Raw genomic sequence first — 14,654 nt, forward strand, 5'->3', positions numbered from 1 at the left:
GTTGTATTAATTGTATTTATATTCTTATATATTGCTCAATTATGCATTTCTAAGTGAATTAAGAAAATGATTCGTAATTCTTACAATAATAGGCTTGAAATATGTGAAATATTATTTTTTGTTTAATTTTTTCTTTTTTTTGTTAATCAATTCTATAAATATATAGATTTGCACAAAAAAGTAGATGTCAAAGTTACCCATTTTAATGTACCACAATGTTGTTGTGGATGAAGCTAAATCTTTGAATTTAAGTATTTCTATTTCTAAGCTGGAATCTCAATTAAAGTTTCTGCATGATAATAATTATACAACATTTCATTTTAAGGATTTAGAGAATTTAAATGAGCTGCCTTCAAAAAGCATTATCATCACTTTTGATGATGTTACAGAATGCCAGCTTTTGTATGCGGTGCCTTTGCTTGAAAAATATCAATTAAAAGCTTCTTTTTTTATACCATTTTCTTTCGTTGGTAATTTTGATTATTGGATTGAAGGAAAAGAAAAAATAATGAGTGTTGACCAATTAAAAGAATTAAACACTAATCTTATTGAATTAGGGTATCATTCTTTTGAACATAAAAGATACAGCTCATTATCAAAAGAAGAATTAGAAGCTGATTTCATTAAGTCAAATGATTTTATAAAAAAAAATCAATTAGATATAAAACCAGTTTTAGCTTATCCTTATGGTAATTATGCTAAAAAAGAGGCTCAATTTGCTGTTTTTGAAAAAATTATGCGCGATAATGGCATAAAATATGGTTTGAGAATTGGAAACAGGGTTAATAAATTTCCTTTTAAAAATAATTATTTAGTAAAAAGAATTGACATAAAAGGAGAGGACAGTCTGTTTAGATTTAGGTTAAAATTAAAGATTGGAAAACTTAAATTATTTTAAATAATACATGAAAATCAGCGGATTGGTAATAACCTATAATGAGGAGAAAAATATAGGTAAATGTATAGATGCACTTTTTAGAATTTGTGATGAAGTAATCGTAATAGATTCATTAAGTGTTGATAATACAGTAAAAATTGCAGAAGAAAAAGGAGCTAAAGTTATCCCGCAGAAGTTTTTAGGCGATGGACCACAGCGAATTCATGGACTTCAATATTGTAAAAACGACTGGATTTTAAATCTGGACGCAGATGAGATTTTAGCCGAAGATGCCGAAAAATTCATATTATCAGGAAAACATGAAAATCAAGATTTTGATGTCTATACTTTTAGATTGTATAATTATCTGGGGGGTAAAAAAATAAATTTTGCAGGCTGGTATCCTGATAAAACAGCACGTTTTTTTAATAAAAAAACAGCTTCTCCATCAAATGAGAGAGTTCATCAAAAAGTTTGCGAAAGCAATAAGACCCATTTAAATGTTCATATAAATCATTACGCTTGGGAAAATTTTGATCAATTTATCGCCAAGAAAAATTTATACACTACCTGGCATTCGCAGCAGCTTTATGATCAGGGAAAAAGAGTCAATGCTTTTAAACCTGTATTAAATGGAACAGTTTCTTTTATAAGATGCTATTTCTTTAAAAAAGGTTTTTTAAACGGATTGGATGGTATAACGTTTTCAATGATTCAGGCTTTTTTCTCTTACATGAAATATGCGAAGCTTTTGAAACTTCAGAAAAGTAATAAATAATAAAAAATCCAAATTTCAATCGAAATTTGGATTTTTTATTGATTTTTAAAATCTATACTGCAACATCGTATTCGCGAAGTGCATTATTTAATGAAGTTTTTAAATCTGTAGAAGGTTTACGAGTTCCAATGATTAAAGCGCATGGAACTTGGAATTCACCAGCAGCAAATTTCTTAGTGTAACTTCCTGGAATTACAACAGAACGTGCAGGAACAAAACCTTTCATTTCAACTGGTTCGTCACCCGTAACATCAATAATTTTTGTTGAAGCAGTTAAACAAACGTTAGCACCAAGAACAGCTTCTTTACCAACGTGAACACCTTCTACAACAATACAACGAGAACCAATAAAAGCACCGTCTTCAATAATTACCGGAGCAGCTTGTAATGGCTCTAAAACACCGCCAATTCCAACACCACCGCTTAAGTGTACGTTTTTACCAATTTGTGCACAGCTTCCAACAGTTGCCCATGTATCAACCATAGTTCCCTCATCAACATAAGCACCAATGTTTACATAACTAGGCATTAAAATAACACCGCTTGAAATATAAGCTCCATAACGTGCAACAGCATTTGGTACTACACGAATTCCTTTCTCAGCATAATTTCTTTTAAGGAGCATTTTATCGTGGTATTCAAAAATACCAGATTCCCATGTTTCCATTTTTTGAATTGGGAAATACATTACAACCGCTTTCTTAACCCATTCGTTTACCTGCCATTTATCACCAACTGGTTCAGCAACACGTAATTTTCCTGCATCAACCAATTCGATAACTTCTCTAATAGCATCAGTTGTAGCTGTTTCTTGTAATAAAGCTCTGTTTTCCCAAGCTTGTTCAATTGTAGTCTGTAAAGAATTCATAGTTTAAATTTTTGGCAAAGATAAAGTATTTAAAGAAAAGCAAAAAAGTAAACGAGATTGAAAATGTTACATATGTAACATTTTGTTTTTAATTTGATAAATTTTTTTAATGGTCTTTAAGTGGAATAAATTTAAAAAACATCCACTAAAAGTTTTTTTTATATCAAAATATGACAAAAGTCAGATTTTGCACTTTTTCTTCTCTCTACTTTTGTGTAATTAATTCTTACAAACCAGAATTAAAAAATCCAATCCAAAAACATATTAAATTTACGAGACATGAATCAAGAAAATCAACTTCGAACACCAGTTACAGTTATTGATAAAGAAGTTACTTGGGATAAAACGCAGGTAATTATGAGCAAAACAAATGCTTTTGGTATTATTGAATATGCCAATGAAGTTTTTGTTGACGTTTGTGGTTACGAAGATTATGAGTTAATGGGACAGCCGCATAACATTATTCGTCATCCGGATATGCCAAAAGTTATTTTTAAAGTCCTGTGGGAAAATCTTAAAAACGGAAAAAACTTTCATGCAATAGTAAAAAACTTAGCTAAATCTGGAAGATACTATTGGGTTATAACTGACTTTGATATCGCCAGAGACGAAAATGGAGTTATTGTAAACTACTTTGGAAGAAGACAAGCCGTTCCGCAAGAGGTTGTTACAATGCATATTGAACCATTATATAAAAAACTGCTTCAAATTGAAGCAGCAAGCGGAGTAGAATTTAGTGAAAAATACCTAATAGGTTTCTTAGAAGAAAAAAAGAGAACTTATGTAGAATATATTAAAGAGTTAATTTTTGAGCACGAAAAAGCACAAGCAAAATTTGCTCATTATGAAGAAGAACAAGATACTGAAGAACACAAAGGTTTTTTCAGCAGATTATTTAATAGATAGAATAAAGTTTTAGTTTTTAAATATTTAGGTTCGGGTCCGTTTTGAGTTCGCTCAAGGCGGACCTTTTGGGTTAAATAATTAAGAGATTAAATTATGGACTTTTTGAAGTAAGTTAAATTGTAAAAACATCAATTCAAAAAGCTTTATATTTGTATTGTAAAATAAAGTATTATGGAAGCAATAAGATTGGAATTTCAGCCAGAAATTAAGGAAAAGATATTGAAATTATTAAGTTCATTTTCTTCTGATGAATTGAAAATAGTTGAGGAGAGTAATTTTGTTGATCCTAATTTTATTAAAAATAAAAGAAAATTAGAGGCTGCAGCGGCTAAAATTGATAATGGTACAGCAAAGATTTACACATTTGAGGAATTAGATGAAATCTTAGAAAAAACTATTTCTAAATATGAAAGTTAGCTTTACTGAGGATTTTATGTTGCAACTAAAAGAACAAATAAAATATATAGCTAAAGATAAACCAATTGCTGCGAGAAAATTTAAAAAAGATTTGCTTAAGAATATTAAAAAAGATTTGGTAAACCCTTTTTACTTTAAAAAATCCATTTATTTTGATGAGGAAAAGTATCGAGACTATGTTTTTAAAGGTTACACTGCAATTATTAGAATTGAATCGGAATTAGAAATTGTTTATATTATTGGTTTTTTAAAACACAATAAATTATTTTAAGGTAAACCTGCTAAAAAAATACAATGCCAAGAATACTCTCTATAGATTACGGACAAAAACGTACCGGAATAGCAGTTACAGATGAAATGCAGATAATAGCATCTGGTTTAACTACGATTCCAACTCACACTTTAATCGATTTTCTTAAAGATTATTTTGCTAAAGAAAAAGTTGAAGCCGTTTTAATTGGCGAGCCCAAACAAATGAATGGCCAGCCATCTGAAAGTGCATCTGTTATTAATGGGTTTGTAACTCACTTTTCAAATATTTTTCCTGACATGAAAGTAATTCGTGTTGATGAACGTTTTACTTCAAAAATGGCATTTCAAACCATGCTCGACAGCGGACTCAGCAAAAAACAACGCCAGAACAAAGGTTTAATCGACGAAATTTCGGCAACAATTATGCTTCAGGATTATCTTTCTTCTAAACGTTTTTAAGTGTATTTCTGATTAATTTTTCTTTTTTAGAAAAAATTATAGTTTCCTAACTTTTATCATGCAAAAATTAGTTTTTTTTTGCGATTGAAAGAAGTACCTTTGCACTTTAAAAACAAAATACTGTTATGCCTGACAATACAATACGTTCCAATAGTGAAGTAGTGCTTATTGGAGCTGGAATTATGAGTGCAACTCTTGGATTAATTTTAAAAGAGCTGCAGCCGGATATAAAAATTGAAATTTACGAAAGATTAGATGTGGCGGCTGCCGAAAGCTCGGATGCCTGGAATAATGCAGGAACCGGACACTCAGCTTTTTGTGAATTAAATTATACTCCAGAAAAGGCTGATGGAAGTATTGACCCTAAAAAAGCAATCAGTATTGCTGAATCATTTGAAATTTCACGACAGTTTTGGTCGTATTTAGTACAGCAGAATAAAGTTCCATCTCCGGAAAATTTTATAAAAAGTGTTCCTCACATGAGTTTTGTATGGGGAGACAAAAATGTAGAATATTTAAGAAAAAGATTCGAAGCACTTCAAAGTAACCCAATTTTTGCAGATATGACATTCAGTACTGATTTTAATCAGTTAAAAGAATGGATGCCTCTTGTAATGGAAGGAAGAGAAGCAGATGAAAAATTAGCTGCAACTCACATGGAAATAGGTACCGATGTTAATTTTGGAGCCTTAACAAGAAGCATGTTTAATTATCTTGAAAAGTTAGACGGCGTTACTTTATACTTTAATCACGAAGTTAAAAAGTTAAAACAGCGTGAAGATAAATCATGGAGAATTAAAATTACAGATTTGTCGACAGGACAAAAACGCAAAGCATATACAAAATTTGTATTTATTGGTGCTGGCGGCGGTTCATTGCCATTATTAGAAAAAGCAGATGTTCCGGAAGGTCACGGTTACGGCGGTTTCCCAGTTAGCGGACAATGGCTGAAATGTACTAATCCGGAAGTTATTGCAAAACACCAGGCAAAAGTTTATGGTAAAGCTAGTGTTGGAGCACCTCCAATGTCAGTTCCTCATATTGATACACGTGTAATCGATGGTGAAAAAGCACTTCTTTTTGGCCCTTTCGCCGGATTCTCAACACGTTTCTTAAAAAATGGTTCATATCTAGATTTACCTCTATCTATAAAAGCAAACAATTTAATCCCAATGCTTTCTGCGGGATTCCATAATATTCCATTAACGAAATATTTAATCGAGCAGGTTCGTCAGTCTCCAAAAGACAGAATGAAAGCACTTCGTGAATATTTGCCTACTGCACGCTCTAAAGACTGGAAATTAGAAAAAGCAGGTCAGCGTGTTCAGGTTATTAAAAAAGGAAAAGATGGCGGCGGTGTTTTAGAATTTGGTACAGAAGTAATCAATACACACGACGGAACTCTGGCAGTTTTATTAGGAGCTTCTCCGGGAGCATCAACTGCAGTAGCTATTATGGTTGACTTAATCAGCAGATGTTTTACCAATCAGATTAAAACTCCTGAGTGGGAAGCTAAAATGAAAGAAATGATTCCTTCTTACGGTAAAACTCTGAACGACAAACCAGAGCTTTTAGCAGAAATGAGAAAACATACGGCTGAAGTTTTAAAAATTAAATAATTAAAATTTCGAAATGTAAATAATACCCAAGGACTTAGTTTGTAAATAACTGAGTCCTTTTTTAATTTTAACCAAAAAGAATATGGCACTTTCAAAAACAAACAATCCGGCATTAATTTTAATCGATATTCAAAAAGGATTTGATGATATTGATTATTGGGGCGGACAGAGAAATAATGTAAATGCAGAAGAAAACGCTGCTGAAATTTTAAATCTGTGGAGACAAAATAATCTGCCAGTTTTTCATATTCAGCATTGTTCTTCAAATCCAAATTCTTTGCTCAACGAAAATAATGCGGGGAATGAGTTTAAAGATGTGGTAAAACCAAATGAAGGAGAAATCGTTATTAAAAAGAATGTAAACAGCGCTTTTATAGGTACAAATTTAAAAGAAAAATTGGATAATGCTAAAATAACGACATTGGTAATTGTAGGTTTAACAACAGATCACTGTGTGTCGACAACAACAAGAATGGCAGGAAATTTTGGTTTTGATACTTTTATCGTTTCAGATGCGACAGCAACCTTTAATAAAAAAGGAGTGGACGGACAGAATTTTTCGGCAGAACTAATTCATGAAACCGCTTTGGCAAGTTTAAACAATGAATTTGCAGCTGTTGTAACAACTGATTTTGTAAAACAAAATATCAAATAAAAACAAAGAAAATAAAAGAATTAAAAGCCTTAATCGTTCTTTACGGCTTTTAATTCTTTTGTTATTTTTAAAATTTTCTCGGCAAGATTGCTCATCCAGATTAACTGCTCAATAACCATTGAAGCTTCCTGCATTTTTGCCTGACGAGTTTCTTTATCCAATTCATCATCTGTTGCCAGACGAGTGAAGTTTTTGCGTTTTAGTTCCTCAAACTGTAAAGTCACATCTTCTTTGTCAAAAAAAGTATCCGTAATTATAGTTTCATTTCTTAAAATAGAAATAGAGTTATCTAAATTAGATAAAATGGTTTTTATAATATAATTGAATGAATCTGAAGCAGATGTTGTTTGATGTGACTGAATATAAGTTGATAAAGACGCTAATGCAGACAAAAGCGAATGATTTAAAACTACCAGTTTATTTACCAAAGGCATTGTTTTTTGCTTAGATTTTGGCTCCTGCATCATACGCTGAAAAGAAGTCATTAAATTTCCAATTTCAACAAAAGCATTTTTTCTGGCTAATCGGTATGAAGTTGGAATTTCTCCTTTTTTATTATAAAAATCAGCAATTTCTTTAAGGTAATTTCGATTTGCCCTGATTGCATTTTCGATATGAATAGGCGTGTTTATAAACTCCCAGGCAGGCCATAAAAACTGATTGGCTATAAATGCCAAAGTCGCTCCGGTAAGCGTATCTAAAATTCTAAACTGAATAACTTCTACAACATTTGGAGTTAAAATACCATAGATAAATACAACATACATAGTTACAAATGTTGCACTTATTTTATAGTTAATTTGAGTAAAAGAAATACCTAAAAGCATGCATACAATTGAAAAAATACTTAATGCAACATGATTTTGAATTATGGACACAATTCCAAAGGCTAATAATCCGCCTAGAATAGTCCCAAACATACGATTATAAGATCGTTCTTTGGTTAATCCGTAACCAGGGCGCATAATTACTACAATGGTTAGTAAAATCCAATAAACGTTTTGAAGATCCAGCATTTCTCCAATAAATAAACCAATTAAAATCGTAATGGTTAATCGCAGAGAATGCCTGAAAATAGACGAAGAGTAACTTAAATTTTCAGTAAGTGTTCTTAAAGGGTAGTATTGAGGTGTTAAGAATTTTTCTAACTCCTTATCTTTATCTTTCAATTTATAAGACTGCATTGCCAGTGATAACGCACGCTGAATAATTTTAATTTTTCCAACCTGATTTTTGGCATATTTCAGCATATTGGTCAGCATTAAAACGCCTTCTGCAGCTTCTTCTTTTCCTAATGTTTTTTCATAATCAAAAATGGCAAATTCTAAAGCATCTAATTCATTTTTAAGATCGTCTTTGTCAACATAAACCGCAATATGATGTACATTTTTAGAAAGCTTTTTAAGTGTTGAAGCCAGTTTGTAAGCTACATTTTGATACGTACGAAGAACTTCAGGATGTTTAGCAAATTTTTCATGAAGTTTACTATGATCGAATGATGTATATAATGCAAGTTCCTGAATTTCAACCAAAGTAATAAAAACCAAAAGCATTTTTCGGTTTTGGCTTGTTGTTCCAGATGCATTTTGATTTCCTATAAGCATTTTACGCAAATCTTCATGAATCAAATTCAAATCGACTTGTATGGCAAGCTGTTTTTCAATTATTTTTTCGCGATTCGCTTCTGGACTCCATAAATCTCCTCTTAGTTTTAAATATTTTGCCGTCAGCTTTATACCTTCTGCAATTTGCAATTCTACATATTTATAGGGCTGTACAAAATGAAAAACAAGTGAAACTATCAGATATAAAATTCCTCCAATAAAAATAAACCCAGAATATTGAAAAGCTTCCCAGCCTTCGTGCAAATGTCCAAACGATAACGAAATAGACAATAAGGCAGAAAACGAAACCAGTGTGGCACGCTGTCCATAAACTGAAATCATCGAACATAAAAACAATAAAAATCCTAAAAAAGGATAAAATAAAAAAGGAAAAGGATAAGCAAGATTTACTAATAAATTTACACCCGATACGATAAACGATGCAACGATTAATCCTTTAATTTTGTGGCTTAAAGAACTTGGGATATCACTGGGATAAGTATAAAAAGCACCCAGTGCAATAGTAAAACCTATTTCGAAATGGCCTAAAAAATTCAAAATTAAAACGGGCACAACTGAAGCAATTGTTACTTTTGAAGCGTTTAAAAAAGAAGTACTGTTTGTAAATTTTGAGATGCGGTCAAACATATAATGAGGTTTACTAGCAAAGTTAAGAATTGTACGAAATATTTTGGCATAATTATAGCTGAGTTTTCCAAAGCATATAAAAAATATGTTATAATGTGCGTTTACAACTATTGGTTGACTATTTTTTACTATTTTTGCCAGCTGAATTATGAGAACCGATTTTTAAGGTTTTCGTTAGAAAAACATTAAATAAAAACAAATGATTTTACCAATTGTAGGATATGGTGATCCTGTTTTAAGAAAAGTAGGTACGGCAATTACGCCAGATTATCCTAACTTAAAAGAGACAATAGCAAACATGTATGAAACCATGTATAATGCTTACGGAGTTGGACTTGCTGCACCGCAGGTAGGTTTGCCAATACGTATATTTGTTATCGATACAACACCTTTTAGTGATGACGAGGATTTGCCGGCAGATGAACAAAAGGATTTAAAAGGTTTTAAAAGAACTTTTATCAATGCTAAAATTGTTAAAGAAGAAGGTGAGGAGTGGAGTTTTAACGAAGGATGTTTAAGTATTCCGGATGTTCGTGAAGATGTTTACAGAAAACCAACTGTTACAATTGAATACTGCGAAGAAGATTTTGTAATGAAAACAGAAGTTTTTGACGGTTTAATTGCAAGAGTAATTCAACACGAATACGACCACATCGAAGGAGTTTTATTTACAGATAAAATATCTTCTTTGAAAAAGCGTTTGATTCAAAAGAAATTGAAAAATATCACAGAAGGCAAAACGTTTCAGGAATACAGAATGAAATTTGCAGCCGCTAAAAAAGGCAGATAATGTTCTAAAAAAAGAACATCAAAAAAATACTAGAAATTCTTAATACTAATTTTAATAAACATGAATTTAGACAAAATTTTAGCCATTTCTGGGAAACCAGGTTTATATGTATTGAAAGTGCAGACTCGTACAGGTTTTGTGGCAGAATCATTATTAGATGGAAAAAAAATCACAGTAAACTTAAAAAGTAACGTAAGTTTATTATCTGAAATTTCAATTTATACATACGAAGGTGAAAAACCATTGACTGAAGTAATGCAAAAAATTGCAGTAAAAGAAAACAAAGGTCAGGCTATTTCTCATAAGGAAGATAATGCAACTTTAAGTGCTTACTTCAAAGAAATTTTGCCAGAATATGATGAAGAAAGAGTTTATCCTTCAGATATTAAAAAAGTATTAAACTGGTACAATACACTTCAGGCTAAAGGTTTAGTAACAGATTTAGCTCCGGCTGCTGCTGAAACTCCGGAAGAAGCTCCTGCTGCTGAAGAAAAACCAAAAAAAGCGCCAGCTGCTAAAAAAGCAAAAGCTAAAAAAGAAGAATAGCAGTTTACTGCATTCAAAATATATTAATCCTGTTAAGATGTTTTCTTGACAGGATTTTTTACTTTTACATATTCGGTTACAATATCAAAAATACTTCAAAAATGAGCAGAGAACTTCAATTAAAAGCCTTCGAAAGATTATTAATTATAATGGATGAACTTCGTGAGCAGTGTCCGTGGGATAAAAAACAGACTTTGCAGACACTAAGGCATTTAACTATTGAAGAAACCTATGAATTGGGCGATGCTATTTTGGATAATGATTTAAACGAAGTTAAAAAAGAACTTGGCGATTTACTGCTACATATCGTGTTTTATGCAAAAATAGGTTCAGAAACCAATGATTTTGATATTGCCGATGTCTGCAATGAAATCTGCGATAAATTAATTCATCGTCATCCGCATATTTACAGCGATACTGTTGTAAAAGATGAAGAAGAAGTAAAACAAAACTGGGAAAAACTAAAATTGAAAGAAGGTAAAAAATCAGTTTTAGAAGGTGTTCCGAGAAGTTTACCCGCATTAGTAAAAGCAAGCCGAATTCAGGATAAAGTAAAAGGCGTTGGTTTTGACTGGGAAGAACCGCATCAGGTTTGGGATAAAGTTCAGGAAGAGCTGGAAGAATTACAAGTTGAAGTTCAGACTGGAGATCAGGATAAAATTGAAGCTGAATTTGGAGATGTTTTATTCTCGATGATTAATTATGCCCGATTTTTAAATGTTAATCCGGAAGATGCTTTAGAACGCACCAATAAAAAATTCATTAAGCGTTTTCAATATTTAGAAAGCAAAGCTTCAGAATTAGGAAAACCTTTAATGGATATGACTCTGGCCGAAATGGATGTTTTTTGGAATGAAGCGAAAAAGCAATAAAACTATTCTGCCAGTTTTTTTAAGGCTTTTACGTTTTTCAGCATAATTTTTTTACCAACTAATTCAATCAATTCCAATTTATTAAAATCAGATAGTAATCGAATACAGCTTTCAGTTGCAGTACCAATTATTCCGGCAAGTTCTTCTCTGGTAAGCTGTACTTTAAGGGTTTTATCTGGATTTTCACCAAAATCATCATGAAGCTGCAGTAAGGTTTCAGCCAGACGCTGTTTTACCGTTTTTTGAACTAAAGCGATTTTGTCATTATCAGATTCCTTCAAATCTTCGCATACAGACTGCATCAGGTTCAAAGAAAATTGATTGTTGTTATTAAAGAAATGAATAATTTCAGATTTCGGAATAAAACAAACTTCCATATCAGCAATTGCTTTTGCAGATAAATTGGCTGGTTCATTGCTAATCATAGAACGCTGGCCTAAAAGTTCACCAGATTTTACAAGTTTTACAATCTGGTCTTTTCCGTTGGCGCTTAATTTAGATAGTTTTCCAACTCCGTCCTTAACACAAAAAACGCCGTTGGTAACTTCACCTTCTTCAAAAATAGCCTCACCTTTTTTAATAGTGTAAGTCGTTTTACTGCTGGCAAGTTTTACAACTTCATCTTTATTAAGAGCCTTTAATGAAGAAAGCTGTCTAACGATACATTGATCACATTTACTCATAGCAATTAAAAAAAGTTTGATGCAAAATTAACCAATATTGGGCTTTCTTGGTAATTTTATTGTCTAAAAAATACATAAAAAAGTGATTATCGCTGTTTGAGCGTTTTAATTTGCTAAATTAGAATTTTGAATTCATTGTAACATGATAAATATCATAGTTATAATTACTGCTTTTTTGGAATATTTGTCGAATTAAAAAAACAAATTATGAGTGAGCAGAGTTGTTTTCATTGCGGGCTTGAAATTCCTAAAGATGAAGAGATCAATTTTGATGAAAAAACATTTTGTTGTACAGGCTGTAAAACAGTTTACGAAATTTTTAGTCTAAATGATTTAACCTGTTATTATGATTTCGAAAAATCTCCTGGCGCAACTCCGCAGGATATTAAAGGCAAATATGATTTTTTAGACAACGAATCTATTCTTGCAAAAGTTTTAGAGTTTCAGGAATCAAATACTTCAATAGTTTCTTTAAATATCCCTCACATTCACTGCAGTTCATGTATCTGGATTCTGGAAAACTTAAACAGATTAAATTCAGGTATAAGCAGTTCTCAGGTTAATTTTCCGGAAAAAAGAGTTAGAATCACTTTTAATTCAGAAATCGTATCACTGAAAGAAATTGCCTATTTATTGAGTTCAATTGGTTATGAACCTTATATAAGCTTAGAAAACTACGAAACAGGAAAAACAAAAGTAGACAGAAGTTTAACTTATAAACTGGGAGTTGCCTTTTTCTGCTTTGGAAATATTATGCTGCTTTCTTTTCCGGAATATTTCGAAATGAAAGAATTTTGGTTAGATAGCTACAAACCGTTTTTTAGACTCTTGATTTTTGTTTTGGCTCTGCCAAGCTTCTTTTATTCAGCGAGTGGTTATTACGTTTCGGCCTATAAAAGTATCAAAAGCGGTATGCTTAACATTGATATTCCAATTGCATTAGGAATCATTGTAATGTTTATACGAAGTACTTATGATATGCTAATGGACCACGGACCGGGATTTTTTGACAGTCTTGCCAGTTTGGTTTTCTTTATGCTGCTTGGGAAAATGTTTCAAATTAAAACCTACAGTTTTTTAAGTTTTGAAAGAGATTTTAAATCCTATTTTCCTATTGCTGTTACCCGAATTAATTCAGATGCATCTGAAGAAAGTGTGCCAATTTACGATGTTTTAAAAGGAAACAGACTCTTAATTAGAAATCAGGAGCTAATTCCTGTTGATGGTATTTTAATTAGTGAAAAAGCTGAGATCGATTATAGTTTTGTAACGGGAGAAGCAGTTCCAATTACAAAAAAATCGGGAGATAAAGTTTTTGCCGGCGGAAAACAAATTGGAAAAGTGATAGAAATGGAAGTTTTACATTCTGTTTCTCAAAGTTACTTAACACAGTTATGGAGCAATGAAGTTTTTCAGAAAAAAGTGCAGCAAAAGCATAAAACAATTACAGATGCAATAAGCCGTTATTTTACGCCAATTTTATTATTAATTGCATTTGCAGGATTTGGTTATTGGATATTTATTGATGCCAATACAGCTTTTAATGTTTTTACGGCAGTTTTAATTGTTGCATGCCCTTGTGCATTGGCTTTAACAGCTCCGTTTACTTTTGGAAACATTCTCAGAATAATGGGAAAACAAAAGATGTATCTAAAAAATGCTTTGGTTATAGAGCAATTGGATAAAGTTGATACCATCGTTTTTGATAAAACAGGAACTATTACAACCAATAAAAAATCGAATATCATATACGAAGGAACAAATATTTCTGACGATAATTATTTGTTGATTAAAAATGTTCTCCGAGGATCTAATCATCCGTTAAGCAGAATGTTGTATGACTTTTTGCCTGAAAACAAACGAATTAAAATTGATGATTTCCAGGAAATTACCGGAAAAGGTATTCTGGCAGTCGTAGAAGGTAAAGAAATAAAAATAGGGTCTTCATCATTTGTAGAAAGTCCTGTTGCAGAGGTATCTGAGATAGAACGAACAGCGCTTCATATCAAAATAGATAATCTTTATCTGGGAAAATTCGTTTTTCAAAACCAATATCGCGAAGGGTTAGAAAAATTATTTGCAACACTCAGCAAAGAGTACAACATCAAAGTCCTTTCTGGAGATAATGATGGAGAAAGAAATACTCTTGAAGAAATCCTGCCAAACAATACAGAATTGGTTTTTAATCAAAAACCAGAACAGAAATTAGAATTTATCAAAGGACTTCAATCGCAAGGCAAAAACGTTATGATGGTTGGAGATGGTCTAAACGATGCTGGAGCTTTAGCGCAAAGTAACGTTGGTATTTCAGTTTCTGAGAATGTAAATGTATTTTCTCCGGCCTGCGATGCGATCTTAGATGCAGGTGTATTTTCAAAATTGAATTACTTTTTAAAACTGTCTCATAAGTCAATTTTAATAATTAAAATGAGCTTTACTTTATCGCTGCTTTATAATGTAGTAGGATTGGCATTTGCAGTCACCGGAAATCTAAATCCGCTCGTTGCTGCAATCATAATGCCGCTTAGTACAATTACCATTGTAAGCTTCGTTACTATTATGTCTAACTATTTCAGCAAGAGTAATTTAGATTAGATTTAAATAATTCAAAGAATATTTTTTTTAATTTTAGTATTCTTCTCCGACTATGATAATTATCATATTTTAAACGCCAATCACC

At 31.8% G+C, this 14,654-nt stretch carries 15 protein-coding genes; 12 read left to right on the forward strand and 3 right to left on the reverse strand.

The annotated features are described in order from the left end of the window. Window positions 1–184 precede the first annotated feature (184 nt). Together FJOH_RS13085 and FJOH_RS13090 are read left to right on the forward strand one after the other, a co-directional pair. Window positions 185–898 (forward strand): polysaccharide deacetylase family protein, encoded by a 714-nt coding sequence (locus FJOH_RS13085; protein WP_012024588.1) that lies wholly within the window; start codon window positions 185–187, stop codon window positions 896–898. Window positions 899–905: 7 nt separating this feature from the next. Then, on the forward strand, window positions 906–1,655 hold the full coding sequence (locus FJOH_RS13090; RefSeq protein WP_012024589.1) for a glycosyltransferase family 2 protein: 750 nt from the start codon (window positions 906–908) through the stop codon (window positions 1,653–1,655). A gap of 52 nt (window positions 1,656–1,707) precedes the next feature. Here the strand turns inward: FJOH_RS13090 and FJOH_RS13095 are convergent, their stop codons facing one another. Next, window positions 1,708–2,523, reverse strand: coding sequence for a 2,3,4,5-tetrahydropyridine-2,6-dicarboxylate N-succinyltransferase (locus FJOH_RS13095; RefSeq protein WP_012024590.1), 816 nt, complete (start codon window positions 2,521–2,523; stop codon window positions 1,708–1,710). A gap of 279 nt (window positions 2,524–2,802) precedes the next feature. Here FJOH_RS13095 and FJOH_RS13100 point away from each other — a divergent pair, with 279 nt between their 5' ends. The 6 genes from FJOH_RS13100 to FJOH_RS13125 all read left to right on the forward strand — a co-directional run bounded on the left by FJOH_RS13100 (window position 2,803) and on the right by FJOH_RS13125 (window position 6,831). After that, window positions 2,803–3,429, forward strand: coding sequence for a PAS domain-containing protein (locus tag FJOH_RS13100; protein ID WP_012024591.1), 627 nt, complete (start codon window positions 2,803–2,805; stop codon window positions 3,427–3,429). Between the two features lie 171 nt (window positions 3,430–3,600). Further along, a complete protein-coding gene (locus tag FJOH_RS13105) occupies window positions 3,601–3,846 on the forward strand; it encodes a hypothetical protein (RefSeq protein WP_012024592.1) in 246 nt (81 codons plus the stop codon). After that, on the forward strand, window positions 3,836–4,117 hold the full coding sequence (locus FJOH_RS13110; protein WP_044047716.1) for a type II toxin-antitoxin system RelE/ParE family toxin: 282 nt from the start codon (window positions 3,836–3,838) through the stop codon (window positions 4,115–4,117). The genes FJOH_RS13105 and FJOH_RS13110 overlap by 11 nt, the downstream gene beginning before the upstream one ends. A 23-nt stretch (window positions 4,118–4,140) precedes the next feature. Next, window positions 4,141–4,557, forward strand: coding sequence for a Holliday junction resolvase RuvX (ruvX, locus tag FJOH_RS13115; protein WP_012024594.1), 417 nt, complete (start codon window positions 4,141–4,143; stop codon window positions 4,555–4,557). A gap of 125 nt (window positions 4,558–4,682) precedes the next feature. Continuing rightward, on the forward strand, window positions 4,683–6,176 hold the full coding sequence (locus FJOH_RS13120; protein WP_012024595.1) for a malate:quinone oxidoreductase: 1,494 nt from the start codon (window positions 4,683–4,685) through the stop codon (window positions 6,174–6,176). 82 nt (window positions 6,177–6,258) lie between these two features. After that, a complete protein-coding gene (locus FJOH_RS13125) occupies window positions 6,259–6,831 on the forward strand; it encodes a cysteine hydrolase family protein (RefSeq protein ID WP_012024596.1) in 573 nt (190 codons plus the stop codon). A 29-nt stretch (window positions 6,832–6,860) separates the two neighbouring features. On the opposite strand, the gene FJOH_RS13130 is transcribed toward FJOH_RS13125, so the two are convergent. Continuing rightward, on the reverse strand, window positions 6,861–9,083 hold the full coding sequence (locus tag FJOH_RS13130) for an FUSC family protein (RefSeq protein WP_012024597.1): 2,223 nt from the start codon (window positions 9,081–9,083) through the stop codon (window positions 6,861–6,863). A 199-nt stretch (window positions 9,084–9,282) separates the two neighbouring features. Here FJOH_RS13130 and def point away from each other — a divergent pair, with 199 nt between their 5' ends. The 3 genes from def (at window position 9,283) to mazG (ending at window position 11,291) form a co-directional block, all read left to right on the forward strand. Further along, entirely contained in the window at window positions 9,283–9,873 is a 591-nt protein-coding gene (def, locus tag FJOH_RS13135; RefSeq protein ID WP_012024598.1) for a peptide deformylase, read from the forward strand. 60 nt (window positions 9,874–9,933) lie between these two features. Beyond that, window positions 9,934–10,419: a DUF5606 family protein gene (locus FJOH_RS13140; protein ID WP_012024599.1), complete on the forward strand. Its 486-nt coding sequence runs from the start codon at window positions 9,934–9,936 to the stop codon at window positions 10,417–10,419. A 101-nt stretch (window positions 10,420–10,520) separates the two neighbouring features. Next, window positions 10,521–11,291: a nucleoside triphosphate pyrophosphohydrolase gene (mazG, locus tag FJOH_RS13145; protein ID WP_012024600.1), complete on the forward strand. Its 771-nt coding sequence runs from the start codon at window positions 10,521–10,523 to the stop codon at window positions 11,289–11,291. 2 nt (window positions 11,292–11,293) lie between these two features. On the opposite strand, the gene FJOH_RS13150 is transcribed toward mazG, so the two are convergent. Next, complete coding sequence (locus tag FJOH_RS13150; protein ID WP_012024601.1) at window positions 11,294–11,974, reverse strand: Crp/Fnr family transcriptional regulator; 681 nt, start codon at window positions 11,972–11,974, stop codon at window positions 11,294–11,296. Window positions 11,975–12,181: 207 nt separating this feature from the next. Here FJOH_RS13150 and FJOH_RS13155 point away from each other — a divergent pair, with 207 nt between their 5' ends. Next, entirely contained in the window at window positions 12,182–14,569 is a 2,388-nt protein-coding gene (locus FJOH_RS13155; protein WP_012024602.1) for a heavy metal translocating P-type ATPase, read from the forward strand. The last annotated feature ends 85 nt before the right edge of the window (window positions 14,570–14,654 follow it).

This window comes from Flavobacterium johnsoniae UW101 (assembly GCF_000016645.1).
Classification (GTDB): Bacteria; Bacteroidota; Bacteroidia; order Flavobacteriales; family Flavobacteriaceae; genus Flavobacterium; species Flavobacterium johnsoniae.

Coding starts and splice junctions, on each gene's coding strand:
- FJOH_RS13130 (WP_012024597.1), bottom strand. CDS start 9,083: ATGTTTGACCGCATCTCAAAATTTACAAACAGTACTTCTTTTTTAAAC.
- FJOH_RS13110 (WP_044047716.1), top strand. CDS start 3,836: ATGAAAGTTAGCTTTACTGAGGATTTTATGTTGCAACTAAAAGAACAA.
- FJOH_RS13150 (WP_012024601.1), bottom strand. CDS start 11,974: ATGAGTAAATGTGATCAATGTATCGTTAGACAGCTTTCTTCATTAAAG.
- FJOH_RS13125 (WP_012024596.1), top strand. CDS start 6,259: ATGGCACTTTCAAAAACAAACAATCCGGCATTAATTTTAATCGATATT.
- FJOH_RS13095 (WP_012024590.1), bottom strand. CDS start 2,523: ATGAATTCTTTACAGACTACAATTGAACAAGCTTGGGAAAACAGAGCT.
- mazG (WP_012024600.1), top strand. CDS start 10,521: ATGAGCAGAGAACTTCAATTAAAAGCCTTCGAAAGATTATTAATTATA.
- FJOH_RS13090 (WP_012024589.1), top strand. CDS start 906: ATGAAAATCAGCGGATTGGTAATAACCTATAATGAGGAGAAAAATATA.
- ruvX (WP_012024594.1), top strand. CDS start 4,141: ATGCCAAGAATACTCTCTATAGATTACGGACAAAAACGTACCGGAATA.
- FJOH_RS13140 (WP_012024599.1), top strand. CDS start 9,934: ATGAATTTAGACAAAATTTTAGCCATTTCTGGGAAACCAGGTTTATAT.
- def (WP_012024598.1), top strand. CDS start 9,283: ATGATTTTACCAATTGTAGGATATGGTGATCCTGTTTTAAGAAAAGTA.
- FJOH_RS13085 (WP_012024588.1), top strand. CDS start 185: ATGTCAAAGTTACCCATTTTAATGTACCACAATGTTGTTGTGGATGAA.
- FJOH_RS13100 (WP_012024591.1), top strand. CDS start 2,803: ATGAATCAAGAAAATCAACTTCGAACACCAGTTACAGTTATTGATAAA.
- FJOH_RS13105 (WP_012024592.1), top strand. CDS start 3,601: ATGGAAGCAATAAGATTGGAATTTCAGCCAGAAATTAAGGAAAAGATA.
- FJOH_RS13155 (WP_012024602.1), top strand. CDS start 12,182: ATGAGTGAGCAGAGTTGTTTTCATTGCGGGCTTGAAATTCCTAAAGAT.
- FJOH_RS13120 (WP_012024595.1), top strand. CDS start 4,683: ATGCCTGACAATACAATACGTTCCAATAGTGAAGTAGTGCTTATTGGA.